This window comes from Halomarina rubra, from assembly GCF_023699475.1.
GTDB classification, from domain to species: domain Archaea; phylum Halobacteriota; class Halobacteria; order Halobacteriales; family Haloarculaceae; genus Halomarina; species Halomarina rubra.
The window spans coordinates 289,078-313,786 of the sequence record NZ_JALXFV010000008.1 but is presented as its reverse complement, the minus strand read 5'-3'; the positions used below and the strand labels follow the sequence as shown (position 1 = coordinate 313,786).

The following is a 24,709-nucleotide window of genomic DNA, read 5'->3' as shown; positions in this document are numbered from 1 at the left end:
TTCTATTCCGATACAGTCACTGTGAAGTGACGTTTCACGTCCGTAACCACCGTGCAGCGGCCGATTCGGGGCAAGCAGTTAATACGTATCATACGTGATGTCAATGCATGACAGGCGAGTCAGTGGACAGACGGTCGTTCTTGAAACTTGCAGGAGGGGCCGCAGCGACGGCAGCGCTCGCGGGATGTACCGGCGACGACGGCGGTAACGGCTCGGGTGGGGACGGGAACGGCACCGGTGGCGGCGGCAACCAGAGTACGGGTGGCGACCAGGGGACGGAGCTCCCCGAACCCGAGACCCGCGAGGAGTACCTCCAGCGGGCGAACCTGCTGCTCCACGACCAGGCCCCGTGGATCTTCCTCAACCGCCAGTACAGCGTCTACGGGAAGTCCAACCGCATCGAGTGGGAGGCCCGCCGCGACGAGCGCATCGACGCCTACGAGATCGTCCCCCAGGAGGGGACGGGCGTCCGCATCACCCAGAGCCAGATGGACTCGGGGCTCGACCCCCACGACCACCGCGAGACGACGACGGACAACATCGTCCTCCAGTCCTACGAGGGGCTGTTGGGTCGCGACGCGGACGGGAACATCGTCGAGGTGCTCGCGGACGGCTACGAGCGCGTCGAAGACGGCACTGTCCGGTTCACGATTCGACAGGGCGTCACGTTCCACAGCGGCGAGGAGTTGACGCCGGCGGACGTGGCGTTCTCCATCAACCGCATCGTCGACGACGAGGTCGGCGGGCTGGTGAGCCCCCAGAGCGACCAGCTCTCGGGTGTCACCGGAGCGGAGGTCGTCGACGGTGAACGCGCCGTCGACGTGAGCTCCGACGGCATCAACCCCATCGTGTTCTCGCTGTTCGCGTCGTACTGTGACATCGTCCAGCAGTCCTGGATCGAGGAGAACGAGGGGCCGTTCATCAACTCCAACATGAACGGGACCGGCCCGTTCCAGCTCGACAGCTACGAACAGGACGTCAGCGTGAGCTACACGCGCTACGAGGACTACTGGCGCGAACCGGCACCGGCCGAGACCCTGGAGATTACGGCCGCCGGCGAGTCCAGCACACGGGTCAACCAGCTCCTCGGCGGCGAGACCGACATCATCGTCAACGTCCCACCACAGGACGCCGGCCGCGTCCAGGAGAACGGGAACACCGAGTTGAGCCCCGTCCCGAGTACGCGCGTCATCTACAACGCGATGGTGTACAACGCCGAACCGTTCGACTCGGTGGAGTTCCGGCAGGCGATGAACTACGCCATCGACCTGCCGAGCATCATCGAGAACATCCTCGCGGGGTTCGCCGACCCGACGGGCCAACCCACGCTGGAGGGGTTCGTCGGCTACAACTCCGACGTCGGCCCCTACGAGTCCGACCCCGAGCGGGCGCAGCAACTCGTCGAGGACAGCGGCTACGCGGGCGCGGAGATTACGCTCCACACGCCCGTCGGTCGCTACCTCGGTGACCTCGAGATCGCGCAGGCGGTCGCCGGCCAGATCGACGAACTGCCGAACGTCTCGGCGTCGGTCCGCCAGCGCGAGTTCGGGACGCTCGCCGAGGAGCTACTCGACGGCGACATCTCGACGGGGCCGAGTTTCTACCTCATCGGGTGGGGGAACGCGACGTTCGACGCCAGCCAGACCATCATCCCGCTGTTGACCACCGACGGGGCGCTCACCTCTTACAGCAACGAGGAGGTCGACGGCCTCATCGACCAGGCGCAGTCGATGGCCGGCGAGGGAGCAGGCTCCGGTGACGAGTCCGGCGGCACCACCGAGGGCGGGAACAGTTCGGGCAACTCCAGTAACTGATGGCGACTACAGGGATTCGCTGATGTCGTACGGACGCTTCCTCCTGAAGCGGGTACTGCAGGGTATCCTGGTCGTCTGGGGTGTCATCACCGTGGTGTTCCTGTTGCGGTTCATCACGCCGGGGAGCCCCGTCGACTTCGTCGCCCCGCAGGACGCGAGTCAGGAACTCAGACAACGAATCGCCGCCGAACTGGGGCTGAACGAACCGCTGTACGTCCAGTACGTCGACTACCTCGTCGGGTTGCTGAACGGCGACATGGGCTACTCCTACATCTTCGGCCAGGAGGCGAGCGCCATCGTGTTCGGGAAGCTCCCGGCGACCGTCGAGTTGGCCGTCGCCGCGACGGTGGTCGCCGTCGTGCTCTCGATACCGCTCGGTGTCGTCAGCGCGACGCGCCGCCACCAGCCGGCGGACTACGGTGCGACGACGTTCTCGCTGCTCGGCATCAGTACGCCGAACTTCTGGCTCGGCATCATGCTGCTGTTGGTGCTGGCCGTCCAGATCGACCTCTTCCCGGTCGGGCGGCGGGGCATCGCGTTCTCGACGGCGTTCTGGATGCTGTTCGAGGGGAACGTCTCGGGGATGCAGACGTGGCTCGCCCACATCACGCTCCCGGCGCTCACGCTCGGGACGTACTTCACGGCGCTCATCACCCGACTGACCCGCAGCGGGATGCTCGACGAACTCGGGAAGTCCTACGTGCAGGCCGCCCGAGCGAAGGGGATTCCGGAGACGCTGGTGCGCTATCGCCACGCGCTCCGCAACACGCTCATCCCGGTCATCACCGTCGTCGGCCTCCAGTTGGGGACGCTCATCGGCGGGGCGGTCATCACCGAGCAGGTGTTCAACTGGCCCGGCCTCGGCCAGCAGGTCATCTCGGCGGTCAACAACCGTGACTGGCCCGTCTTACAGGGGAGTCTCATCGTCATCGGGACGGGGTTCGTCCTCGTCAACATCGTCGTTGACTCGCTGTACGCGTACCTCGACCCACGGGTGATTGAGTGATGGTCTCGCCACGCACTATCCGCAACCTCAAACGCGAGTGGCGGAACAACTGGCTGGCGAAGATCGGGGTCGCCCTCGTCGTCGCCATCCTGCTGGTCGCGGTGTTCGCGCCGTTGCTCGCGCCGTACAACCCCCGCAGTCAGTCGCTGGAGGACAGTCGACTCCCGCCGATGGGGTTCACCGAGACCGAGAACTCGACGTCCTCGCAGTTCGTCAACGGCTCGGTCCAGGTGGTCAGCGAGCGGACGACCGTCAACGCGACGTGGGACCACCCGCTCGGGACGAACCAGCTCGGTCAGGACATGCTCTCGCGGGTCATCTACGGCGCGCGGACCTCGTTGCTGGTCGGCGCGCTCGGGACGCTGTTGGCGATGCTCATCGGCGTCCCCATCGGTCTCGTCGCGGGCTACTACCGCGGCCGGGTCGACGACGCGCTGATGCGCTTCGCGGACGTCATGCTCGCGTTCCCGTCGCTCGTGCTGGCGGTCGCGCTCGTCGGCCTGTGGCAGCAGGCGGTGTGGCGGATTCCCGACCCGTTCGTCGCCGCCGGTCTCGCGCCGTCGATGCCGCCCGACATCGTCCTGCCGGGGACGGTCATCGTCGTCGTGGGACTCGTGACGTGGGTGTGGTTCGCCCGCGTCGCCCGCGGCGAGGCGCTGTCGGTCCGCGAGGAGGAGTACGTGAAGGCAGCCCGGAGCCTCGGCGCGAGCGACGCGTTCGTCATCCGGAAGCACGTCCTCCCGAACAGCGTGACGCCCATCCTCGTCCTCGGGACCATCCAGGTCGCGGCCATCATCCTGCTGGAGAGCGCCCTGTCGTACCTCGGGTTCTCGGGGACGTCGCTGTCCTGGGGGTTCGACATCAACCAAGGGCGGGACTACCTCGCGACGGCGTGGTGGATCGCGACGGTGCCCGGCCTCGCCATCGTGCTCGCGGTCATCGGCATCAACCTCGTCGGTGACTGGCTACGCGACGCGCTCGACCCCGGCCTGGGCGGAGAAGGGGGGTCCGGCGCATGAGCCACTCCAACGGGGTGGCCTCGCGCCAGGACGTCCTTCGGGTGCGTGACCTCTCGACGCGTTTCTTCACCGACGAGGGGCAGGTCAACGCCGTCGAATCGGTCTCGTTCGACGTCCGAGACGGTGAGATTCTCGGCATCGTCGGCGAGAGCGGGTCGGGGAAGTCCGTCACCGCGCTGTCGCTCATCGACCTCGTCGAGTCGCCGGGCCGGGTCACGAGCGGGCAGTTGTGGTACCGGAACGCCGACCTCGCCGAGGAGTTCTCCGACGCGGCCGACGGCGAGTTCGTCGACCTGCGAGCGCTCCCGACGCGGGTCCGTCGGGCACTGCGAGGCCCCTCGTTCAGCATGGTGTTCCAGGACCCGATGAGCAGCTTCAACCCCTCGATTCCGGTCGGCGAGCAGATCGCCGAGGCCGTCGAGGTGCAGCGGCGGGCGCGGGCGAACCCGCGCTCGACCCGGTCGCGGACGCAGGGGTACGGTCTCGGTCGGTACCTGCTCGACAGCGTCGTCCCGACGCTCGACTACACCGACGACGAGAGCCACGAGCGCGCCGTCGAACTGCTCGAACAGGTCGGCATCCCCGACCCCGAACAGCGCGCTCGCGAGTACCCCCACCAGTTCTCGGGCGGGATGCTCCAGCGGGCGATGATCGCCCAGGCGCTGGCGGGCGAACCGGACGTCCTCATCGCCGACGAACCGACGACGGCGCTGGACGTCACCATCCAGGCCCAGATTCTCAACCTGCTCCGGGACATCCAGGAGGAACGCGACATGAGCGTCCTGATGATCACCCACGACCTCGGCGTCATCGCCCGGATGTGCGACCGCGTCTGCGTGATGTACGCCGGCGAGGTGGTCGAACGCGGGACGCTGGAGGACGTGTTCGACCGACCGACCCACCCCTACACCGAGGGGCTGTTGGGGTCGATTCCGGACCTCGACGACCCCGCGCCGCGACTCCAGCCCATCGAGGGGAACGTCCCCTCGCTGCTCGACTCGGAGATGGGTGACCGGTGTTACTTCGCGGACCGCTGTCCGAAGGCGATGACCGAGTGCCTCCAGCACCCGCCGGAGTACGAAGCGGAGGGGAGCGCCGAGCACCGCGCCCGGTGCGTGCTGGCCGACCACCCCTACGACGAGCGCGAGGCGCTCCCGCCGGACTACTTCGAGGCGGGACGGCCCGCGGAGACGGGGCCGGTCGACGGTGGAACCGACGACGACCGACCGGCCGAGGAGGCCCAGCAGAATGACTGACGACCCACTCGTCCGCGTCGAATCGCTCCAGAAGTACTACTACGAGCAGGACACGTTCGTCGACCGCCTGCTCGGGCGCGAGCCACAGAGCGTGAAGGCCGTCGACGGGGTGAGCTTCGACATCGCCCCCGGCGAGACGCTGGGGCTGGTCGGCGAGTCCGGCTGTGGGAAGTCGACGACCGGCGAGACCCTGCTGGCGCTCCGGGAGGCGACCGGCGGCCACGTCTACTTCGAGGGCGAGGACGTGTTCGCGATGGGCGACGACGACCGCCAGCGGTTCCGCCGGCGCGCACAGGTCGTGTTCCAGGACCCGTACTCCAGCCTCGACCCGCGGATGACCGTCGGCGACATCGTCGCCGAACCGCTCCAGATACACGGCCAGTCCGACCGGGAGGGGCGTCGCGAGCGCGCGAAGGAGTTGCTCGAACGCGTCGGCCTCTCGGCCAGTCAGGTCGACCGCTACCCGAGTGAGTTCTCGGGCGGTCAGCGCCAGCGCGTCGGCATCGCCCGCGCGCTTGCGCTCGAACCGGAGTTCGTCGTCCTCGACGAACCGGTGAGCGCGCTCGACGTGAGCGTCCAGGCGCAGGTGTTGAACCTGCTGGAGGACCTCCAGGAGGAGTTCGGGCTGACGTACCTGTTCATCGCTCACGACCTCTCGGTGGTCCGGCACATCTGCGACCGCGTCGCCGTGATGTACCTCGGGGAGATCGTGGAGATCGGCGAGACCGACGACATCTTCGAGGACCCCCAGCACCCCTACACGCAGGCGTTGCTGGAGAGCGTGCCGCGGGCGGCGACGAGCGAACACGGTCGGCGGGTCGACGCGCTCGCGGGGGACGTCCCCTCGCCGCGCAACCCGCCCGCGGGGTGTCACTTCCACACCCGGTGTCCGTACGCCCGCGAGGCGTGCCGGGAGGAACCGCCCGCCTACGACGTGGGGCGGAACCACGAGGCGGCGTGTTTCCGTCTCGACGAGAGCCACGCCTACTGGGAGAGCACGCCCATCGCGCAGAACGCCGCCGACTCGGAGGGAGCGGACGGTGTCGGCGAGTCGACGGGTCCCGACGAGTCACCGAGCGAGGCCGACTGACCCGTCGGCACCCTGCCGAGTCGTGGTCTAGTCGAGGTCGAACTCGGGGTTCCACGCCACCTCCCACAGGTGGCCGTCCGGGTCGGCGAAGTACCCCGAGTAGCCACCCCAGAACACCTCCTGACCGAGTTTGACGACGTCGCCACCGGCGGCCGCGGCCTCCGCGAGCACGTCGTCGACGGCCTCCGGGGACGCGACGTTGTGCGCGACGGTGACGCCGGCGAACCCCGACCCGTCGGGGTCGACCGTCGCGTCTTCGGCGAGCAGGTCGCGCGGGTACAACGAGAGCCACGCTCCCGCGAGGTCGAAGAACGCGACGTCCGAGTCGGGCGCTCGACTCTGCATCGGGAGGCCGAGTCCCTCGTGGTAGAACCGAACCGAGCGCTCGAGGTCCGTAACGCCGAGCGTGACGATGCTGATGTGTGGCTCCATGGCGTCGGGACGTCGCGACCGAACATAACCGTCGCTCGGGGCCGAGACACGGCGAGGTGGGCTACCGCCGCGCTCGCGACAGCTATTCAACCCACGCGCGGCACTCGCGTACCATGAGCGACGAGGAACCGACCGAAGGGTCGGGAGGCGACGATGCGGAAGCGGCGAGCGAGGACGTCCCGGAGAAAGCGCCGCCCGCGATGGACGAACCGACGCCCGTGAAGGGTCTCGGTGGCGTCAGGGAGTACTGGGAGGACATCGTCGCGGACATGGAAGTGACCGCCGAGGAGTACCGCGAGCGCGGGTGGGAGACGCTGGAACTGCACCCCGGACAGGTGTGGCCGGACTTCGATGCCCGCGCGTTCGACGTCCTCCTGCCCGACAGCGAGTACGAGGCGCTCGTGGAGTTCGTCGACGCGGGCGACGTCGACGACTACGACGTGTTCCGCGCGGAGGTGGCGATGGTGTTCTTCCTGCTCGTCCTCCGCGACGAGGAGCGCAAGCGCGCGGTGTTCGTGCCGGGCTACTACGACTTCGGCCACGGGAAGAAGCTGTACCACAGCCTCGACGACGGCGAGACGCTCGGCGTCAGCGCCCACCGACTCAAACGCGACGGAACAGTCGAGTTCGCGCTCGAACACCCAGAACCGTTCTTCCCAGAGGACGTCAGGGAGGCGGAGTTGGAGTAGTCCGGGGGCGTTTCGATATTCGTAAATCGTCTGCGGCTTTCGCAGAAATTCGTCGGTCTTATTACGATGTGCCGATTCGGTGGGTGTAATGAGCGACGACGCTGACGGCGTCCCCGAGGAGAACCCGACCATCCTGCTCATCGGCAGCGGCCCGATCCAGATCGGGCAGGCCGCCGAGTTCGACTACTCCGGCGCGCAGGCGTGCCGGGCGTTGCAGGAGGAGGGCGCACGAGTCGTCCTGGTCAACTCCAACCCGGCGACCATCATGACCGACCCGGAGATGGCCGACGCGGTGTACATCGAACCCATCACTACCGAGGCCATCTCGGAGGTCATCGCCCGCGAGAACCCCGACGGCGTCATCGCCGGTCTCGGTGGACAGACGGGCCTGAACGTCACCGCCGAACTCGCCGAGGAGGGCGTCTTAGAGGAGTACGACGTCGACATCATGGGGACGCCGCTGGACACCATCTACGCGACGGAGGACCGCGACCTGTTCCGCCAGCGCATGGAGAACATCGGCCAACCCGTCCCGCGCTCGACGACCATCACGCTCGACGAGGGCGAGTCGGTCACCGAACTCGACGGCGCGGCACTGGAAGAGCGCGTCGACGACGCCGTCGAGGCCGTCGGCGGCCTGCCGGTCATCTCGCGGACGACGTACACGCTCGGTGGCTCGGGGTCGGGGGTCGTCCACGACCGCGAGGAACTCGTCGAGCGCGTGCGGAAGGGGCTGCGCCTCTCGCGCAACAGCGAGGTGCTGGTCACCGAGTCCATCGCTGGGTGGGTCGAGTTGGAGTACGAGGTGATGCGCGACGCCGACGACTCCTGTATCATCATCTGCAACATGGAGAACCTCGACCCGATGGGTATCCACACGGGCGAGTCCACCGTCGTCACGCCCTCGCAGGTCATCCCCGACGACGGCCACCAGGAGATGCGGACCGCCGCGCTCGACGTCATCCGCGAGTTGGGGATTCAGGGTGGCTGTAACATCCAGTTCGCGTGGCGCGACGACGGCACCCCTGGCGGCGAGTACCGCGTCGTCGAGGTGAACCCGCGTGTCTCCCGGTCCTCGGCGCTCGCGTCGAAGGCGACGGGCTACCCCATCGCTCGCGTGACGGCGAAGGTCGCCCTCGGCAAGCGCCTCCACGAGATAGAGAACGAGATCACCGGCGAGACGACGGCGGCGTTCGAACCCGCCATCGACTACGTGGTGACGAAGGTCCCACGCTGGCCACAGGACAAGTTCGAGGACGTCGACTTCACGCTCGGGACGGCGATGAAGTCGACGGGCGAGGCGATGGCAATCGGGCGCACGTTCGAGGAGTCCTTACTGAAAGCGCTCCGGTCGGCGGAGTACGACCCGGCCGTCGACTGGGCCGACGTCGACGACGACGAACTCGACGCGCAGTACCTCGAACGCCCGTCGCCGGACCGCTCGTTCGCCATCTTCGAGGCGTTCGACCGCGGCTACGACGTCGAACGCGTCGCCGACCTGACGGGCATCGAGTCGTGGTACGTCGAGCGCTACGCGCGTATCGCCGACGCAGCCAAGGACGCACCGGCGGGTGAGTTCGAACTGGTCGGCGACGTCGGGTTCACCGACCAGCAGGTCGCGGCGCTCGCGGACGGGGCGTCCACGTCGGCGGTCGTCGCGGGTGGCGACGCCTTCGACGCGAGCGCTCACCTGGACGACGTGGCCGCGACGACGACCGACCGCCGGTTCAAGCAGGTCGACACCTGCGCCGGCGAGTTCGCCGCCTCGACACCGTACTACTACTCGGCGCGCGACCCGATCAGCGGCATCGGGCGCGAGGAGGTCCAGGTCGACACGGACGTCGAGAGCGTCGTCGTGGTCGGCGGCGGCCCGATCCGCATCGGCCAGGGCGTCGAGTTCGACTACTGTGCGGTCCACGCCGTGCGCGCGCTGCGCGAACTCGGCATCGACGCTCACGTCGTCAACAACAACCCCGAGACCGTCTCGACGGACTACGACACCTCCGACGGCCTGTTCTTCGAACCGATCAGCGCCGAAGAGGTCGCGGACGTGGTCGAAGCGACCGGCGCGGACGGCGTCATGGTCCAGTTCGGCGGCCAGACTTCGGTGAACGTCGGCGAACCGCTGGAGACCGAACTCGCCCGTCGCGGGCTGGACTGTGCGGTGCTGGGGACGAGCGTCGACGCGATGGACCTCGCCGAGGACCGCGACCGGTTCAACGCGCTGATGGACGAGATGGGTATCGCCCAGCCGGAAGGCGGCACGGCGACGAGCCGCGAGGAGGCACTCGACCTCGCCGACGAGTTGGGGTATCCGGTGCTCGTCCGTCCCTCCTACGTCCTCGGCGGGCGGGCGATGCGCGTCGTCCACTCCGACGCCGACCTCGAACGCTACATCGAGGAGGCGGTCAGGGTCTCGCCGGACAAACCCATCCTCGTCGACCAGTTCCTCGACGGCGCGGTCGAACTCGACGTGGACGCCGTCGCTGACGGCGAGAACGTGCTCGTCGGCGGCATCATGGAGCACGTCGAGACCGCAGGCGTCCACTCCGGGGACTCGGCGTGTTCGATTCCGCCCCGGTCGCTCGACGATGCGACCCTCGCGCGCGTCCGCGAGGTGACCGAGGACATCGCCGGTGCCCTCGACACGGTCGGCCTGCTGAACGTCCAACTGGCGGTCAAGGAGAGCGAGTCAGGAGCCGAGGTGTACGTGCTGGAGGCGAACCCACGCTCCTCACGGACCGTCCCGTTCGTCTCGAAGGCGACGGGCGTCCCCATCGCCAAACTCGCGGCGAAGGCGATGGCCGGCCGCTCGCTCGGCGACCTCGACGCCGAAGAACGCATCCCCGAACACACGAGCGTCAAGGAGGTCGTGTTGCCGTTCGACCGCCTACCGGGGTCGGACCCACGGCTCGGCCCGGAGATGAAGTCGACGGGTGAGGTGATGGGCACTGCCCGGTCGTTCGCGAAGGCCTACGACAAGGCTCAGGACGCCGCGGGGTCCCCCATCGCGGCGTCCGGAACCGCCGTGGTCCACTTCGACGACCTCCACGAGTCGTTCGCCGAGCACTACGACCTCGCGACGTTCGACGACGAGGCGGCGCTGTTCGGCGCGCTCCGCGAGGGGAAGGTCGACCTGCTCGTCACCGACCGTCGGGAGGCGCTCGCGACGGCCGTCGAGGAGGACGTCCCCTACGTCTCGACGGAAGCGAGCGCCCGTGCGACGCTGGCGGCGCTCGACGCGAAGGGCGACCCGCTCGACGTGCTACCGGTCAGCGACCGGCCGACCGTCGCCCGCGAGTGGGGCGGGGAGTAACGACGGCCGACCTACTGGGACCCCGTTCCGGGTACCGAGAACCGCCGCTCAGCGGCGCATCCGACCGCCACCGAGGACGCCGACGGTGATGCCGACCGCCGCGGCGAGGTGGAGCGCACCGAGACCGAGTTGGGCGTTCGCGGCGAGACCGAGCGAACCGGCACCGAGCGTCAGCGGCGCGAGCATGAACAGGAACACGACGACGGCGGCGAGGAACCAGCGGTCGGGCCGGGCGGTGAACCGGTCGAGTAGCGCGTAGACGACCGTCGCGCCGACGGCGGCGACGACGGTGACCGCGACGACGGGGCCCCACCCGAACTGTGCGACGTCGGCGAGCGACGGGTCGAAGGTGACGGCGACGAGGCGCGTGACGACAGTCAACAGGAGTCCGAGGGCGACGGCCGCGACGCCCCGCCGGACGAGCGCGTTCGCGCTGAGACGGGTGCGGGTGCTGGCGTCGGGACTGGTGGGAGTGGACGTCGACATGACACACCGTGTAAGCGACGGGTGGTATTGAGTCGCGCGCGCTCTGACACGGTCGCGCCGCGGTCGAACCGTGGTGTTTCTTCCCGTGAGGTTGCCGACCGGTGGGTATGGACGAGGAGTCACTGACCCGAACGGTCCGCGAGGCGTTCCCCGAACTCGACCGCATCGAGGACGACGACCTGCGCGCGGGCGTGGTCCGGGCCTGGACGACGGCGATGGCCGAGAACGACGTCACGGACCTGGACGCAGTACCGTGGTTCCCACCAGCCCAACGGGAGTTGGACATCGACGACGAGTACCTCGTGGGCCACGTCCGCGACGTGACCGCCTGTGCCATCGCACTCGCGGAGACGCTCGCCGAGCGGCGCGACCCGGACCTGTCGATGGACCTCATCGTGGCGGGGGCGCTCGTCCACGACGTCTCGAAACTCGCGGAGTTCGACGAAATGGCGGAGACGGCCGTCGGGGACCTGCTCGGCCACCCCCACTACGGCGTCCACCTCGTCGCGGCGGCCGGCCTGCCCGTCGACCTCCAGCACGTCGTCCTCTCACACACCTCGCGGACGACGGTCGACCCGGCGACTCTCGAAGCGGAGGTCGTTCGACGGGCCGACGAGGTGGCTGCGAGCGCTATCCGGCTTCGCGTGCTGTCGGACCTGCGCGACGCCTGAGCACGCTGCGACTGGTCGATTCGACGGGCCGAGACGGTCACGCCCTCGTGACGACGCAACCGAGATACCGACCCCTTCCGTTCGGTCGAGTATGAACCCCGACGACGCGTTCGTCCTCGTCGCCGGTGCGAACGGTCGGACCGGCCGCGAGGCGATGGCGCTGCTCCTCGACGCCGGCGTTCGCGTCCGTGCGGTGACGAGTTCCCCCGAGAACGTCGAGACGCTGGAGCTACAGGGGGCCGACGAGGTGGTCGTCGCCGACCTGCTCGACCTCGGCGACGCCCACCGTGCCGTCGGTGGAGGGGCCGACCGTGACCCGGTGACCGCGGTCGTCTGCGCGGTCGGCGACTCGCCGAGTATCCGGACCGTCCGGGCGACGCTGGTCGACGGCGAGGGCGTCGAGAACCTCGTCGACGCGGCGAAGACGGTCGGCGTCGAACGGTTCGCTCTCGTCTCCTCGCTCGGCGTCGGGGACTCCGCGGAGGCCCTCCCCGCCTCGCTCCGCGCGTTCTTCGACCTGTTCGGTATCCTCGAGGCGAAAGAGCGTGGCGAAGACGCACTCCGGGAGTCGGGCGTCCCGTACACGGTCATCCGACCGGGCGGTCTCCGGAGTGGCCCTGCGACCGAGGACGTCGTCGTGGGCGAAGGAGGGGACACCGTCTCGGGGGCGATTCCCCGCCGTGACGTGGCGCGACTGCTCGTCGCCTCGCTGTTCACCCCCGACGCGGCGGGTCGCACCTTCGAGGTCGTCGCTCGCGACGACCTGCGCGGGAACCCCTCGGGCGTCGTCGAGGTGGACTGGCAGCTCCCGGAACTGGTCGTCGAGAAACGGCGGTAGTCGGCGATACGTTCAACCCGACTGTCCGCGAACCGTGACCGTGTTCGCCCTTCACCTGTTCGGCGTCGTCCACGTCGACCGCCTCGGGAAGGTACGCTCCGAGTTGGACTCGTATCTCGACACCGCCGACGCCGACGCGTTGTTTCTGGAGACGCAACCCGTCGAGCCGCGTCCGTATCTCCGGGGGCTCCTGCACGCGCCGCTCTCGCTGTTCGGCTTCCTCTTCTACGGAATACTCTTCGCACCGCTGGTCGTCCTGTGCACCCGACGGTACGCGCCACCGGAACTCGTCGCGACGAGCGACCTGGCCGAGGAGCGGGGAGTGCCGCTGCACACCGTCGACCGGCCCCTCCCCGAGTTCGCTCGTGAACTGAGCGGGTGGCGGACGGCGGGGGAGTGGGTGGTGTTTCTCGCGGTGGCATCGCTGGCACCGCTGTCGAACGCGATTCTCGTCTGCGCCGTGCTGGTGGGGACGGGTGCGGTCGTCGGGACCGCTCGGGTCGACCGCCGACTCGCCGCCCCGGTCGCGGTCCTCGCCGGCGCCGTGGCCGCCACTCTCCTCTTCGGACCCGAACCCGTCTCCCTTCCGGCCGATTCGCTGTGGCTCGCCACGGTCGCAATCGTGGCGGGCGGGGCGTTCATCCGCCAGACGCTCGACGCACACAACGAGTTCATGACCGAACGGGCGGCGACGCTCGCCGCCGAGAACGGGTACGAGCGCGGCGTGCTCGTCACGGGGAAGGGTCACGTCGACGGCATGATTTCGGCGTCCGACCACGTCGTCCGGACGTACCGTCCACGCTGGCTCAGAACACCCGGGCGCGTCGAGACGGGGTTCGAGCGCGACGGGCCGACCGAGGACGAGTCCGACGAGGACGACTACGTCGCACCCGGCGTGCCCGCAAGCGTTCGTTCACGGGCGGGGGCGACAATCGTCGACCTCGGTGCGGCCACCGTCGCGGTCGTCGTGGGGGCGGCCCTCACCGTGCAGGTGGAGAGCGTGCTCGCCTCGCTGGTCGGCGGGTTCGAGACGCTCGCGCTCACGGTCGGTGCCGTCGGTGCCGTCGGTGCCGTCGGTGCGCTCGTGGCGTACTTCGTGGGCCTCGAAGCCGCCTTCGGCCAGACGGTCGGAAAACGCGCGGTCGGCATCGTCGTCACCGACGACGACGGCACACCACCGGCGGGGTGGCGCGTGCTCGTCCGGAACCTCCTCAGACCGGTCGACTTCCTCGTCTTCTACCTCCTGGGTGCGCTCGTCGCGTCGGTCACGCGGGACAAGCGGCGGATAGGCGACCTGCTTGCGGGAACCGTCGTCAGGAGGACGGTGTCGGGGCCGTAGGACCGGTCGGCTCAGTCCGCGAGCAGCGGCGTTCGACACTCGGCCATGCCGAGCACGTCGTCGAAGAAGCCGAGCGTGTCCTCGGGGCCGGGGTTGGCCTCGGGGTGGTACTGGCGGGTCAGCACGTCCAGTTCGTCGCTCTCCAGGCCCTCGGGCGTGTCGTCGTTGACGTTGATCTGGGTCACGTCGAGCGGACCGGGGTCGGCGACGGTGTAGCCGTGGTTCTGGGTCGTCATCACGACCTGGCCGGATTCGAGGTCCATCACGGGCTGGTTGACCCCGCGGTGGCCGAACGTCATCTTCTCGGTGGTGCCGCCGAGCGCGCTGGCGACGATCTGCTGGCCGAGGCAGATGCCCGCGATGGGCACCTCCCCGGCGAACTCCCGGACGGTCGCCTGGGTCGCCTCGAAGTTCTCGGGGTCGCCGGGGCCGTTCGAGACGAACAGCACGTCGGGGTCGCAGTCGGCGACGGTCTCGGGGGTGGCGTCGTGGGGGTGGCGGTGGACCGTCGCGCCACGGTCGACGAGCGAGGAGACGATGCTCCCCTTCACGCCGCAGTCGAGCAGGGCGACCGTCGGGCCGTCCCCGTCTGCCTCGTAGACGACCTCGTCGCGGACCGACACCTGGTCGCCGATGTCGACGTGGTCGCTCATCCCCACGCAGTTCGCGAGCTCTTCGCGGGCGTCCTCGGGGGTGACGTCCTCGCCGACGGCGATACCGCACTTCATCGCGCCCTCGTCGCGCACGGTCGTGACGAGGTCGCGAGTGTCGAGGTGGTCGAGCGCCGGCACACCCTCGTTCTCCAGCCACTCGGCCACCTCGTCGGTGAACTCGCGGGCGACGGCGGCGGTGGGGTGGACGCGCTCGGACTCGAATCGTTCGGTTCGGACGCCGTAGTTGCCGATGAGGGGGTACGAGAAGGTGAGCACCTGTTCCTCGTAAGAGGGGTCGGTGAGGCTCTCCTCGTAGCCCGTGTAGGCTGTTGTGAACACCAGTTCGCCACGGGTACGACCGGGAGCACGACCGCGCGCCGCGACGACACGTCCGTCCTCCATTGCCACGTAGGCGTCCATCGTTACGAATCACCTAGCCGACCGGCCTCTTAGTTGTTGTCCTTCGAAGCCTCGTTGCGAAATTCGTAATCGCCAAGTGTTGCCGGAAGGTAGTGACACATCTCATGGACGCACTCGACCGCGACATCCTCGACGTGCTTCGCCGAGACGCCCGCACACCGTACACCGAGATCGCCGACGAGGTGGGGACGAGCGAGGGGACCGTCCGGAACCGCGTGGACAAACTCGTCGCCGACGGCGTCATCGAGCGATTCACCGTCGCGACCCACACGGGCAACGTCAAGGCGATGATCGAGATCGGCGTCGACGTCGCCGTCGACACCGCGGGTATCTCCGAGCGGATGGCGACGTGGGACAGCGTCGACTTCGTCTGGCAGGTCAGCGGCGAGGAGGACCTGGTGCTCATCGTCGACGCGGCCGACACGCGCGGTGTCAACGACCTCATCACGCGCGCCCGCGAGCAGACGGAGGTCGTCTCGACGAAGACGCGACTCATCCTCGACGAACGACTCGGGTAGCGCTACGAAATCCGTAATCCGCGCAAGAACTGCCGTACCGAACGTCCTCGGTGACCGGACGCCCGGTCAGTCCTCGTCCGGGGCGCTCCCGACGCCGGGGGTCGGTTCCTCCGTGCCGCCCTCGCCATCGAGCCAGGCCGGGCGCTGGAGGTGGCGTTTCTGTTCGTGGATGCGCCGGTAGAAGCGCCGGAGGAGGCGGTCCGTGAGGAAGTCGCCGACGACGGGTTCGACGTCGCCGTCGCGGATGGCGTCGACGACCGCCTCGGCGGTGAGTTCGTCGGCGTCGACGCGGGTGAACGCCCGACCCACCTCGATGGGGTAGTGAGCGTCGCTGCCACCGACCAGTGGGAGACCGTGGTCCGCGGCGAGGCGTTCGACCCACTCCTGGGTCCGGGGGTGTTTCCCGTTGACCTCGATGGCGTCGAAGTCGGCGTCGACCTCGCGCACGGTCGAGTTACGATACGGGTGCGCGATGATGGCCGCACAGCCGCGGTCGTGGGCCATCTCGACGACCGCCTCCGGTTCGAGGCGTTCGGGGCGGGTGAACCGCGGCGGGTCGGGGCCGACGACGAGGACGTGCCCGCGGGTCGTCGTCACCTCGATACCGGGGACGTGGGCGACCGGGCCGGCGGCCTGCGGTTCGTAGTAGTCGTGGTTGGTGAACGCGAGGCCGTCGAGCCCGCGCCGGTGGGCGACCTCGCCCAGCAGTCGAGCGCCGACCGGGTCGAACGGCGTCGGTCGACTCTCGAACCCGTGGAAGAACCGCGTGTGCGTGTGCAGGTCGAGCGCGAACACGCCTTGCACTACCGAGGTGTACGCCTTTGTCCTTCCGCTCGTAACAACCCGTGTATGGTACCGCCCGACACGGACGCCCCCCAGACCGACATGGACCTCGACGACCCGGCGGGCGCTCCCGAGACGACACTCGTCGTGTTGAACCCGGTCAGCGGCGACGGTGACCACGGCTCGCAGGTACGCGCGCTGACCGAGCAGTACGGCTACGACCTCCGGGAGACCGACCGCGAGGGTGACGCCATCGACATCGCTCGCGAGGCGGCGAGCGAGTTCGACCGCGTCGTCGCCTGCGGCGGCGACGGGACGCTGAACCACGTCGTCCGGGGGTTGTGGCAGGCCGAGGCGCTCCCGGAGGTGGAGTTCGGCATCGTCCCCGGCGGCACCGGCAACGACTTCGCGGAGAACGTCGGCATCGAGAGCGTCGAGCAGTCGTTCGAGGTCCTCGCCGACGGCGAGGTCCGAAGCGTCGACCTGGGGACGGTCACCGTCGAGGGCGGGAGTCCCATCCCCTTCCTCAACTCGTGTATCTGCGGGCTGACCGCGGACGCGAGCGCCGCGACGACGCCCGAGCAGAAACAGCGCTACGGGGTCTTCGCGTACGTCGCCAACTCGATGCGGGAACTGGCGGCGTACGACGGCCTGGACATCACCATCCGCCCCGCCGAAGGGGGCGAGGGCTGGTCGGGGCGGGCCGCGCTCGTCATCTTCGGTAACGGGCGAGGGTTCCCCGACCAGGAGGGGCCGGCCGTCGACATCGAGGACGGCCTGCTCGACGTCACCGTCATCGAGGACCGACCGGCGGCCGACCTCGTCGGTGGCGGTGCGCTGTTCGAACTGTTCGACCGCGACCCCGACAGCCTCTCGCGGTTGCAGACCGCCCACGCCGAAGTGAGCTTGCGGTCCGACGAGGCGGCGACGTTCAGCCTCGACGGCGAGATGGTGTCGGCACGGGAACTCACCGTCGAGGTCCGACGGAACGCCCTCCGCATGCCGGTGGGTCCCGACTACGTCGTCCACCCACCAGGGGGGCGCTGAGTCGAAGCTACCTTATGAGGGGTGGACGGAGGGTGAGCTATGAGCATCGAGGACGCCACGGACTCCGAGCAGGCCGAACGGTCGGCCGCCCGGACCGACGAGACCGCCAAGAACGCCGAACAGCACGTCGTCGCCGTCGACGAGGACGACAACGAGCAGAGCATCGAGAACCGCCTCGAGGCCCACACCGGCCACGGCATCCGCCACCGCGCGTTCACCGTCCTCGTCTTCGACTCCGACGACCGCGTCCTCCTCGCCCAGCGCGCCTCGAACAAACGCCTGTGGGACACCTACTGGGACGGCACCGTCGCCTCCCACCCCGTCCAGGGCCAGAGCCAGGAGGCCGCGACCCGCGAACGCCTCGAGGACGAACTCGGTCTCACGCCCGACCAGTACGACAACCTCCGCGTGACGGACAAGTTCGAGTACAAGCGCTACTACCTCAACGAGGGCCTGGAGTGGGAGGTCTGCTCGGTGCTGAAATGCACGCTCACCGACGGCGACATCGACCGCGACCCTGACGAGGTCGAGGGACTGCTGTGGGTCGACTACGAGGACCTCTACGAGAACCCACGATACTACCGACAGCTTCGGCTCTGCCCGTGGTTCGAGATCGCGATGCGCCGGGACTTCGAGCAGTAGGCGGGCGATGGCTCGGTACTCGTTCGGTTGACACGGCTTTCCGTAACGACTGTCGGACCGCCGACGCGTATCTTACGTTGGAAGAATCGTTTTTCTCACCTCAGACACTCAGACGAGTGACTCGGGTCGGTTCGAGAGGTACTCGAAGACGAGGCCGACGCCGAAGCCGTAGACGAGGTGGGCGACGAGCGTGAACACGGCGTAGAGCGCCAGCGTCAGTCCCGTGTAGTCGGTGTAGAACCCCAGGACGAACCCCGTCCACAGGGCGGCCCCGAAGAACATCCCGCTGACCGGCGGGCGCTCCCCCGGCAGGTACTCCATCAGTGCGGCGAACAGCAGCGGCCACGGCACCATACCGTTGGCGAGGAAGATGAGGTAGCCCACGAGCACTGGTTGCGAGACGTCGCCGAGGCCGAGCGGGTCCGCCAGCGACGCGAACGACGTGAACGAGAACGCCCCCACCTGGGCGGCGACGAACAGCACGCCGGTCATCAGCGCCGTCCCGACGAGCCCTCCGGCGGCCCCGATGAGTCCGTCGCCGACGATACCGAACAGCCGGTCGTACTCCTCGACCTGCTCGGCGAGCGTCGGGTCGTCGAACTCCGTGGTGGCGTCTGGCATACAGTGGATACGGCAGTCGAAGCTGTTAACTTTAACGGCGTTTATGATTACAGTTGTTAGGACATTCACCAGTGCATTGCTAACGCGCAGCAAAGTTAAGTAGTTTGAGAGGACAACAGACGTAGGGCGATTCGATGAACGGCGACGTGATTCAGTTGGTCGTGCAGGTCGACGACCTCATCCCGAGGGGGACGCGGATGAACGTCTTCGAGAGTATCTACTGGGTGTTCATCGCGCTGGGGACGCTCGTCGGAATCATCGTCATCGGCTACATGACGTACAGCGCCTACCGGTACCGGTCGACCGGCGACCACGCCGCCGACGGCGACGACGACCGGCCGTACCTGGGGGAACTGCCCACGGGCGGCGGGAAGGGTCGGAAGCTGTTCCTCTCGTTCGCGCTGAGTGCGGTGGTCGTCATCTCGCTCATCGTCTGGACGTACGGGACGCTGCTGTACGTCGAGTCACCAGTGAGCGCTCAGGAGGCCGACGAGGAGTTGGAGATTCAGGTCGTCGGCCAGCAGTTCGCCTGGGAGTTCATCTACCCGAACGGCGAGTCGAGTTTCGAGCTACACGTCCCCGCCGACCAGCGCGTCCGACTCGTCGTCACCTCCGACGACGTGTTCCACAACTTCGGTATCCCCGCGTTACGGGCGAAGACCGACGCCATCCCCGGTCAGACGACCGAGACGTGGTTCATCGCCGAACAGCCCGGCGAGTACCAGGCTCACTGCTACGAACTGTGCGGCGCGGGCCACTCCGGGATGAACGCGAAGGTCGTCGTGATGGAGCCGTCGGCCTACGAGGAGTGGTACGCCTCGATGGGCGAGAACGCCAGCGGGAACGGGTCGGGCGACGCGAGCGGTGAGAACGCGACCGCGACCCCCACCGCCGGTAACGGGACGAACGCGAGTGGCACCGCCAGTACGAACGCCAGCGAGAACACGTCATGAGCGACGATACGACACCGAGAGAGACGGACGGTGGTCACGCGACGGCGGACCTGCCGGCGACCGGCGACCACGTCCACGAGTCGAGTCACGAACACGGCCTCCCGCCGATGGAGTCGATACGCCGCTGGTTCGTCACGACGAACCACAAGGACGTCGGCATCCTCTACGTCGTCACGGCGCTGTTCTTCCTCGTCTTCGGGGGCGTGCTGGCGCTGTTGATTCGGGTGCAACTGCTCGAACCCGGCGGCACCATCCTCACCGACGCGGCGTACAACCAGGCGGTCTCCTCACACGGCCTGTTGATGGTGTTCTGGTTCCTCTCGCCGTTCGCCTTCGGCTTCGCGAACTACGTCGTCCCGCTCCAGATCGGCGCGAAAGACCTCGCGTTCCCGCGGCTGAACGCGCTGTCGTACTGGCTCTACCTCTTCTCGGGCGTGCTGTTCGGCATCTCCTTCTTCCAGGGCGGCACGTTCTCGGGTGGCTGGACGATGTACGCGCCGCTGAACGTCCCCATCTACATGCCCAACATCGGCGCGACGACCGCCATCCTCGCGCTGTTGATGTTCACCGCCTCGGTGACGGTGGGGTCGGTGAACTTCCTGACGACCATCCACCGGATGCGCGCGCCCGGTCTCACCCTGCGGCGGATGCCGCTGTTCACCTGGACCATCCTGCTGACGGTGTGGATGATGCTGTTCGCGTTCGCCGCGCTGCTGGCCGCGCTCATCATCCTCTCGTCCGACCGCATCCTCGGAACCGTCTACTTCGCCGCGACGGACGCCGGTGGCTCCGTCCTCTGGGCGCACCTGTTCTGGTTCTTCGGCCACCCGGAGGTGTACATCGTCTTCTTCCCGGCGCTGGGCGCGATGGCGGAGATATTCCAGACGTTCACCGGCCGGCGTATCGTCGGTCGCAAGTGGTTCATCGCGGCGATGGTGCTCGTCGCGCTCCAGTCGTTCCTCGTCTGGATGCACCACATGTTCCTCACGTCCATCAACCTCCCCGTCAAGACGCTGTTCATGGCGACCACCATCGGCATCTCGCTGCCGTTCGACCTGATGGTGTTCGCGCTCATCTACACGACCATCAAGGGCAGAATCCGCTTCAAGACGCCCTTCCTGTTCGCGTTCGGCGCGCTCGCGCTGTTCATCCTCGGGGGCATCACCGGGGTGTTCCTCGGTGCGGTCGTGCTTGACTTCGAGTTCCGCGGGACGTACTGGGTCGTCGCGCACTTCCACTACGTGATGGTCGGGGGCGTGACGGGCCTCGTCGGGGCCATCTACTACTGGTACCCGAAGATGACCGGGCGGATGTACGACGAGTTCCTCGGGAAGGTCCACTTCGGGATGTACTTCGTGGGGTTCAACCTCGTGTACTTCCCGATGTTCCTCGCCTGGGAGACGCCCCGTCGAGTGTTCGACTACCCGGCCGTCTTCCAGCCGTGGCACCAGCTCGCGACGGCGGGAGCGTTCCTGCTGGGGGCGTCGTTCCTCGTCATGTTCTACAACTTCTACGTCAGCCTCGTCAGCGGCGAGGAGGCGGCGGGCGACCCCTGGCGCTACGTCACGACCGCCGAGTGGGCCGTCCCCTCGCCACCGCCGCTGGAGAACTACCCCGGCCGCCCGAGCTACGACGGTGGCTCCCTGCAGTTCCTCGAGGATATGGGGCCACGTCCGTCGGGCATCGCCGCCGCGGACGGGAGCGGCGAGACCCGGTCGGACGGTGGCGTCGCCGCTGTAGACGGCGCGCTCACCGGCGAGAGCCACGAGGAGAGCCACGCGAGCATCTGGCCGTTCGGCATCTCCGTGGCGGGCTTCCTCGTCCTGCTGGGTCTCTCGGGGCTCCCGAGCGGCGCGACGCTGTACGTCACGCTCACCGTCGCCGGGTTCGGCCTCGGCCTCTACACGCTCGTCGGGATGGCCCGCGAGAGCCAGACGTTCCACGGGCCGTCGGGGCCGTTCGGCGAGTCCTGGCCGTTCGCCCGCGTCGAGAACACGAAACTCGGGATGTGGTTCTTCCTCGCGAGCGACGTCGTGCTGTTCGGCGCGTTCATCGGCGCGTACGTGTTCATCCGCGTCGCCTTCGGCTGGAGCGCGTGGGAGATCGTCCCCCACGACCCCATCCCGGGGCTGATGAACACCTACATCCTGCTGACGAGTTCGTTCGCCGTCGTGCTGGCGATGGTCGCCGCCCAGAAGGGGAGTCGCAACGGGCTGGTCGTCAGCCTGCTCGTGACGCTCCTGCTGGGCGTCGGCTTCCTCGGCAACAAGGGCATCGAGTGGTACGAACTGTACCACGAGGGCCAGTGGCTCTCGACGAGCGTCGAGACGTCGACGTACTTCCTGACGACGGGCCTCCACGCCGCCCACGTCATCGTCGGCCTCGTCATCGTCTGCTACATGCTCGTGCGGGCGTGGGGCGGGGCGTACCTCGACGACGACCGGCCGGTCGAGTACTTCGGCCTGTACTGGCACTTCGTCGACATCGTCTGGCTGTTCCTGTTCCCGCTGTTCTACATCCTGTGAGACCCATGACGACCCGAACCACACCCGGAAACCGAGGGACCGACCGATGAATACGAGACTGTACACCGTCATCTACGGCGTCCTGTTCGTCTTCGCGACGCTCCAGGTCGCCGTCGAGTTCGCCGGACTGGACTACTGGACCGCCTTCGGCGTTATCATGGCGCTGTCGGCGGTGAAGGCGCTGCTCGTCGCCGCGTACTTCCAGCACCTCCGGTACGAACCGCGGGCCATCACCTACGTCGTGACCATCGGTCTCGTCGCCGCGCTGGCACTGACGCTGGCGGCCGCCTACTCCATCACGGGAACATGAACGGCACCGTCGCACTCACCACCGTCGTCGGCACCGTCGTCGGTCTCGCCATCGTACTGTACGCGACGTACGCCCACCTCGGGAACGTCGTCGTCGCCGCCGGGGGCGTCGTCGTCCTCGCGAGCGTCGCCGTCATGACCGTCGCCATCGCCTCGTACGAGGGTGACGGCGCGACCGACCACGCAGACCACCCGGAGTGACGGCCGCGGAGCCGCCACGGACCCGTCGACCCACCCCCGGCGACCACCACTCAGATGCCGACCGACCTCGAACCCCGGGAGTCACGACAGCGACTCCACTTCGTCTCCGACGCACTCGCAGAGCCGTTTCGCAGCCTCCTGGATGGGAACGTGAGCATCGCCGTCGACTCCGTCGTCCACCTGGACGACGGGACGCACCTCCAGTACTGGACGGTCACCGGGGGGTCGGTCGAAAACCTGCTGGCGGCCGTCGAGCAGTTCCCGACGACGCTGGACGCGCGGATGCTGAGCACCGTCGGCGACACCCACCGAATCGAGACCCACGGCTCTTCGGACTCGCTGTTCACCGCCTTCACGCGGTTCGACGGCAGCACGCGGTCGGCCGTCTCCGACCCGAACGGCGTGCGGATAACGGCCGACTTCCCGCTCGACGTCGACCGGGCCGCCGTCGCGGCGGCCGTCCGGGAGGTGTACCCGGACCTCGCGCTGGTCGCCTGGGAGGACGTCACGACCTTCGACGCGGTCCGTCGCCTCGTCGAACGGGCGCTGACCGACCGCCAGTCGACGGCGCTCCGAATCGCGTACTACGGGGGGTACTACGAGCGGCCCAGGCAGTCCACCGGCGCGGAACTCGCCGCTCGCATGGGCATCACGAAGCAGACGTTCAACACGCACCTCCAGAAGGCCTACCGGACCCTGTTCGAACTCCTGCTCGCGGACGCCGACTACGACGACACTGACGGGTCAGCGTGACAGTTTATTCCGACACCGCCGAACGAAGCGTCGTGGGTCGTCACCCACGAGAGTCGCCGACGGCGGGGCCACGCTCGGGGGCCGTCGCGCACCACTCCGTGTCGGGTCGAGCGGTCGCGAGTGACGACGCCACACCGGACGCTCGTCGGGTGTCGGGAGTCCCGCGGGGCGTCACGTGGGTTGTCAGAGGCCATTCGGGACGCCGCGCGGGAGACTCGGGCACGCTGTGCGGGGGAGGCGAGCGCATCCACCCTCGCTCGCCGTCCCCGGTCGTCGAGTGGACGGAGCGGACGAGTCCGTCCGAGAATTGACGACGCGAGTAATAACACTATTCTCAACGAATCGGTCGGACAACACGACGTGACAGTGTCGAACTCCCGGACGACGCTCGTCGACGCCCTCGACACCGCGTCAGACCAGCGCGAACGCGTAGACGTAGCTCAGCCCCATCACGACGAGGACGATGAGCGACACCACCTTCAGGTGGTAGACGAACAGGTCGTCGACCTCCGTCTCCTCCGCACGCTCGAACGCGTCGCGCTCTCGGTCGCTCAACCGTGCCGCGTGGCGCTCGCCGAGGTGGAGCGCGCGCAGGTGGTCGCTCGGGAACGGTCGGTCACAGTACGGACAGGTCGCGACGACGGCGTCCGGCGGGACGTCGGTCGGGACGGGCGACCCGTGGGGCGTGGAATCCGTGGGAGTGGGCGTGTCGGACATGGCTCAGAGGAACGGTGGGGCGTCGTACGGCTGCATCAACAGCCAGAGACTCGTCGTCGTGTACGCCACCATCACGACGACGTAGGGGTACTGGCTCCGCAGCGGTTGGAGCCGACCGGTGAACGTCTCGAAGGCGACGCCGTGGGCGACCCAGACGCCGACGAGGTGGCCGACGACGACACACGCCAGTTGGACGCCGCCGAACCAGCCGGGGAGGACGGCGACGACGAGGTTCGACGGCGGTGACAGCGGCGACCCGAGGACGGCGACGAGCGCCGGCGACAGCGTGAGGAAGTACCCCAGGAAGTGCGCGAGGTGGTAGCCGGCGGCGATGGGGAGGAGTGCGACGGCGAACCGACGGTCGAGTTCGGCGGTCGCGACGTAGCTGCCTGCGGTCCGCCGAGCGAACCGAGCGGCCAGTCGGTACACCCCGAAGAACAGGCCGAACCCCGCGAGGAGCGCGCCGAGGTAGACCGCGAGCGGCGAGACGCCCGCGGCGACGATCGGTCCGGCGAAGTCGGCCCAGACGGGCGTCGAGACGAGACCGTCGAACGTCGTCGTCCAGACGAGCGCGACGACGAACGCCACGTCGTCGACGCCGTCGAGCAGTA

The 24,709-nt window shown here is 68.2% G+C and carries 24 protein-coding genes and 1 pseudogene; 18 read left to right on the top strand and 7 right to left on the bottom strand.

Going from position 1 to position 24,709, the window contains the following annotated elements; genetic code table 11:
* Window positions 1-107 precede the first annotated feature (107 nt).
* The 5 genes from M1L36_RS16500 to M1L36_RS16480 are packed head-to-tail and all read left to right on the top strand — an operon-like array spanning window position 108 to window position 6,185.
* Window positions 108-1,814 (top strand): ABC transporter substrate-binding protein, encoded by a 1,707-nt coding sequence (locus tag M1L36_RS16500; RefSeq protein ID WP_250874832.1) that lies wholly within the window; start codon window positions 108-110, stop codon window positions 1,812-1,814.
* A gap of 22 nt (window positions 1,815-1,836) precedes the next feature.
* Window positions 1,837-2,820, top strand: coding sequence for an ABC transporter permease (locus tag M1L36_RS16495; protein WP_250874831.1), 984 nt, complete (start codon window positions 1,837-1,839; stop codon window positions 2,818-2,820).
* Complete coding sequence (locus M1L36_RS16490; protein ID WP_250874830.1) at window positions 2,820-3,839, top strand: ABC transporter permease; 1,020 nt, start codon at window positions 2,820-2,822, stop codon at window positions 3,837-3,839. Before M1L36_RS16495 ends, M1L36_RS16490 begins: the two co-directional genes overlap by 1 nt.
* Window positions 3,836-5,095 carry an ABC transporter ATP-binding protein gene (locus M1L36_RS16485; protein ID WP_250874829.1) on the top strand — a complete coding sequence of 420 codons (1,260 nt, stop codon included), beginning with the start codon at window positions 3,836-3,838 and terminating at the stop codon, window positions 5,093-5,095. Before M1L36_RS16490 ends, M1L36_RS16485 begins: the two co-directional genes overlap by 4 nt.
* Window positions 5,088-6,185, top strand: coding sequence for an ABC transporter ATP-binding protein (locus M1L36_RS16480; protein ID WP_305794557.1), 1,098 nt, complete (start codon window positions 5,088-5,090; stop codon window positions 6,183-6,185). The genes M1L36_RS16485 and M1L36_RS16480 overlap by 8 nt, the downstream gene beginning before the upstream one ends.
* Window positions 6,186-6,212: 27 nt before the next feature.
* Here M1L36_RS16480 and M1L36_RS16475 read toward each other — a convergent pair whose 3' ends face one another.
* On the bottom strand, window positions 6,213-6,617 hold the full coding sequence (locus M1L36_RS16475; protein WP_250874828.1) for a VOC family protein: 405 nt from the start codon (window positions 6,615-6,617) through the stop codon (window positions 6,213-6,215).
* A 113-nt stretch (window positions 6,618-6,730) separates the two neighbouring features.
* On the opposite strand from M1L36_RS16475, the gene M1L36_RS16470 reads away from it, so the two are divergent.
* Together M1L36_RS16470 and carB are read left to right on the top strand one after the other, a co-directional pair.
* The gene (locus tag M1L36_RS16470) at window positions 6,731-7,306 is read left to right on the top strand and encodes a DUF7529 family protein (RefSeq protein WP_250874827.1); all 576 of its coding nucleotides are present in this window, start codon (window positions 6,731-6,733) and stop codon (window positions 7,304-7,306) included.
* 88 nt (window positions 7,307-7,394) lie between these two features.
* Entirely contained in the window at window positions 7,395-10,622 is a 3,228-nt protein-coding gene (carB, locus tag M1L36_RS16465; RefSeq protein ID WP_250874826.1) for a carbamoyl-phosphate synthase large subunit, read from the top strand.
* Window positions 10,623-10,670: 48 nt separating this feature from the next.
* Here the strand turns inward: carB and M1L36_RS16460 are convergent, their stop codons facing one another.
* Window positions 10,671-11,108, bottom strand: a complete 438-nt coding sequence (locus M1L36_RS16460) for a DUF6069 family protein (RefSeq protein WP_250874825.1) — start codon at window positions 11,106-11,108, stop codon at window positions 10,671-10,673.
* 107 nt (window positions 11,109-11,215) lie between these two features.
* On the opposite strand from M1L36_RS16460, the gene M1L36_RS16455 reads away from it, so the two are divergent.
* The 3 genes from M1L36_RS16455 (at window position 11,216) to M1L36_RS21695 (ending at window position 13,956) form a co-directional block, all read left to right on the top strand.
* Window positions 11,216-11,779 (top strand): HD domain-containing protein, encoded by a 564-nt coding sequence (locus M1L36_RS16455; protein WP_250874824.1) that lies wholly within the window; start codon window positions 11,216-11,218, stop codon window positions 11,777-11,779.
* Between the two features lie 91 nt (window positions 11,780-11,870).
* Complete coding sequence (locus M1L36_RS16450; RefSeq protein WP_250874823.1) at window positions 11,871-12,617, top strand: SDR family oxidoreductase; 747 nt, start codon at window positions 11,871-11,873, stop codon at window positions 12,615-12,617.
* Between the two features lie 40 nt (window positions 12,618-12,657).
* On the top strand, window positions 12,658-13,956 hold the full coding sequence (locus M1L36_RS21695) for an RDD family protein (RefSeq protein WP_250874822.1): 1,299 nt from the start codon (window positions 12,658-12,660) through the stop codon (window positions 13,954-13,956).
* An 11-nt stretch (window positions 13,957-13,967) separates the two neighbouring features.
* Here M1L36_RS21695 and carA read toward each other — a convergent pair whose 3' ends face one another.
* A complete protein-coding gene (gene carA, locus M1L36_RS16440) occupies window positions 13,968-15,029 on the bottom strand; it encodes a glutamine-hydrolyzing carbamoyl-phosphate synthase small subunit (RefSeq protein ID WP_250874821.1) in 1,062 nt (353 codons plus the stop codon).
* A gap of 104 nt (window positions 15,030-15,133) precedes the next feature.
* On the opposite strand from carA, the gene M1L36_RS16435 reads away from it, so the two are divergent.
* Window positions 15,134-15,547 (top strand): Lrp/AsnC family transcriptional regulator, encoded by a 414-nt coding sequence (locus tag M1L36_RS16435; RefSeq protein WP_250874820.1) that lies wholly within the window; start codon window positions 15,134-15,136, stop codon window positions 15,545-15,547.
* A gap of 66 nt (window positions 15,548-15,613) precedes the next feature.
* Here the strand turns inward: M1L36_RS16435 and M1L36_RS16430 are convergent, their stop codons facing one another.
* Entirely contained in the window at window positions 15,614-16,342 is a 729-nt protein-coding gene (locus tag M1L36_RS16430; RefSeq protein ID WP_250875586.1) for a CehA/McbA family metallohydrolase, read from the bottom strand.
* A 54-nt stretch (window positions 16,343-16,396) separates the two neighbouring features.
* Between M1L36_RS16430 and M1L36_RS16425 the strand changes: the two genes are divergently transcribed.
* Both M1L36_RS16425 and M1L36_RS16420 read left to right on the top strand, forming a co-directional pair.
* Window positions 16,397-17,377, top strand: a complete 981-nt coding sequence (locus M1L36_RS16425; protein WP_250874819.1) for a diacylglycerol/lipid kinase family protein — start codon at window positions 16,397-16,399, stop codon at window positions 17,375-17,377.
* A 39-nt stretch (window positions 17,378-17,416) separates the two neighbouring features.
* On the top strand, window positions 17,417-18,019 hold the full coding sequence (locus M1L36_RS16420; protein WP_250874818.1) for an NUDIX hydrolase: 603 nt from the start codon (window positions 17,417-17,419) through the stop codon (window positions 18,017-18,019).
* A gap of 108 nt (window positions 18,020-18,127) precedes the next feature.
* Here M1L36_RS16420 and M1L36_RS16415 read toward each other — a convergent pair whose 3' ends face one another.
* Window positions 18,128-18,640 (bottom strand): DUF6789 family protein, encoded by a 513-nt coding sequence (locus M1L36_RS16415; RefSeq protein ID WP_250874817.1) that lies wholly within the window; start codon window positions 18,638-18,640, stop codon window positions 18,128-18,130.
* Window positions 18,641-18,774: 134 nt separating this feature from the next.
* Between M1L36_RS16415 and coxB the strand changes: the two genes are divergently transcribed.
* The 5 genes from coxB to M1L36_RS16390 are packed head-to-tail and all read left to right on the top strand — an operon-like array spanning window position 18,775 to window position 23,381.
* Window positions 18,775-19,593, top strand: a complete 819-nt coding sequence (gene coxB, locus M1L36_RS16410) for a cytochrome c oxidase subunit II (RefSeq protein WP_250874816.1) — start codon at window positions 18,775-18,777, stop codon at window positions 19,591-19,593.
* Window positions 19,590-22,118, top strand: a complete 2,529-nt coding sequence (locus M1L36_RS16405) for a cbb3-type cytochrome c oxidase subunit I (RefSeq protein ID WP_369694263.1) — start codon at window positions 19,590-19,592, stop codon at window positions 22,116-22,118. Before coxB ends, M1L36_RS16405 begins: the two co-directional genes overlap by 4 nt.
* A gap of 46 nt (window positions 22,119-22,164) precedes the next feature.
* Window positions 22,165-22,428 (top strand): cytochrome C oxidase subunit IV family protein, encoded by a 264-nt coding sequence (locus M1L36_RS16400; protein ID WP_250874815.1) that lies wholly within the window; start codon window positions 22,165-22,167, stop codon window positions 22,426-22,428.
* Entirely contained in the window at window positions 22,425-22,628 is a 204-nt protein-coding gene (locus M1L36_RS16395; RefSeq protein ID WP_250874814.1) for a hypothetical protein, read from the top strand. The genes M1L36_RS16400 and M1L36_RS16395 overlap by 4 nt, the downstream gene beginning before the upstream one ends.
* A 54-nt stretch (window positions 22,629-22,682) precedes the next feature.
* Window positions 22,683-23,381: a helix-turn-helix domain-containing protein gene (locus tag M1L36_RS16390; protein WP_250874813.1), complete on the top strand. Its 699-nt coding sequence runs from the start codon at window positions 22,683-22,685 to the stop codon at window positions 23,379-23,381.
* Window positions 23,382-23,792: 411 nt separating this feature from the next.
* Here the strand turns inward: M1L36_RS16390 and M1L36_RS16385 are convergent, their stop codons facing one another.
* On the bottom strand, window positions 23,793-24,098 hold the full coding sequence (locus M1L36_RS16385) for a DUF7410 domain-containing protein (protein ID WP_250874812.1): 306 nt from the start codon (window positions 24,096-24,098) through the stop codon (window positions 23,793-23,795).
* Window positions 24,099-24,101: 3 nt separating this feature from the next.
* Window positions 24,102-24,709, bottom strand: a pseudogene (locus tag M1L36_RS16380) (hypothetical protein); the annotation flags it as partial.

Bases quoted from the DNA above. Each gene is read 5' to 3' on its own strand.
- M1L36_RS16485 (WP_250874829.1), top strand. From the start codon at position 3,836: ATGAGCCACTCCAACGGGGTGGCCTCGCGCCAGGACGTCCTTCGGGTG.
- M1L36_RS16385 (WP_250874812.1), bottom strand. From the start codon at position 24,098: ATGTCCGACACGCCCACTCCCACGGATTCCACGCCCCACGGGTCGCCC.
- M1L36_RS16495 (WP_250874831.1), top strand. From the start codon at position 1,837: ATGTCGTACGGACGCTTCCTCCTGAAGCGGGTACTGCAGGGTATCCTG.
- M1L36_RS16500 (WP_250874832.1), top strand. From the start codon at position 108: ATGACAGGCGAGTCAGTGGACAGACGGTCGTTCTTGAAACTTGCAGGA.
- M1L36_RS16455 (WP_250874824.1), top strand. From the start codon at position 11,216: ATGGACGAGGAGTCACTGACCCGAACGGTCCGCGAGGCGTTCCCCGAA.
- M1L36_RS16395 (WP_250874814.1), top strand. From the start codon at position 22,425: ATGAACGGCACCGTCGCACTCACCACCGTCGTCGGCACCGTCGTCGGT.
- M1L36_RS16435 (WP_250874820.1), top strand. From the start codon at position 15,134: ATGGACGCACTCGACCGCGACATCCTCGACGTGCTTCGCCGAGACGCC.
- M1L36_RS16475 (WP_250874828.1), bottom strand. From the start codon at position 6,617: ATGGAGCCACACATCAGCATCGTCACGCTCGGCGTTACGGACCTCGAG.
- carA (WP_250874821.1), bottom strand. From the start codon at position 15,029: ATGGACGCCTACGTGGCAATGGAGGACGGACGTGTCGTCGCGGCGCGC.
- M1L36_RS16415 (WP_250874817.1), bottom strand. From the start codon at position 18,640: ATGCCAGACGCCACCACGGAGTTCGACGACCCGACGCTCGCCGAGCAG.
- carB (WP_250874826.1), top strand. From the start codon at position 7,395: ATGAGCGACGACGCTGACGGCGTCCCCGAGGAGAACCCGACCATCCTG.
- coxB (WP_250874816.1), top strand. From the start codon at position 18,775: ATGAACGGCGACGTGATTCAGTTGGTCGTGCAGGTCGACGACCTCATC.
- M1L36_RS16390 (WP_250874813.1), top strand. From the start codon at position 22,683: ATGCCGACCGACCTCGAACCCCGGGAGTCACGACAGCGACTCCACTTC.
- M1L36_RS16420 (WP_250874818.1), top strand. From the start codon at position 17,417: ATGAGCATCGAGGACGCCACGGACTCCGAGCAGGCCGAACGGTCGGCC.
- M1L36_RS16480 (WP_305794557.1), top strand. From the start codon at position 5,088: ATGACTGACGACCCACTCGTCCGCGTCGAATCGCTCCAGAAGTACTAC.
- M1L36_RS16405 (WP_369694263.1), top strand. From the start codon at position 19,590: ATGAGCGACGATACGACACCGAGAGAGACGGACGGTGGTCACGCGACG.
- M1L36_RS16470 (WP_250874827.1), top strand. From the start codon at position 6,731: ATGAGCGACGAGGAACCGACCGAAGGGTCGGGAGGCGACGATGCGGAA.
- M1L36_RS16425 (WP_250874819.1), top strand. From the start codon at position 16,397: ATGGTACCGCCCGACACGGACGCCCCCCAGACCGACATGGACCTCGAC.
- M1L36_RS16460 (WP_250874825.1), bottom strand. From the start codon at position 11,108: ATGTCGACGTCCACTCCCACCAGTCCCGACGCCAGCACCCGCACCCGT.
- M1L36_RS16400 (WP_250874815.1), top strand. From the start codon at position 22,165: ATGAATACGAGACTGTACACCGTCATCTACGGCGTCCTGTTCGTCTTC.
- M1L36_RS16490 (WP_250874830.1), top strand. From the start codon at position 2,820: ATGGTCTCGCCACGCACTATCCGCAACCTCAAACGCGAGTGGCGGAAC.
- M1L36_RS16450 (WP_250874823.1), top strand. From the start codon at position 11,871: ATGAACCCCGACGACGCGTTCGTCCTCGTCGCCGGTGCGAACGGTCGG.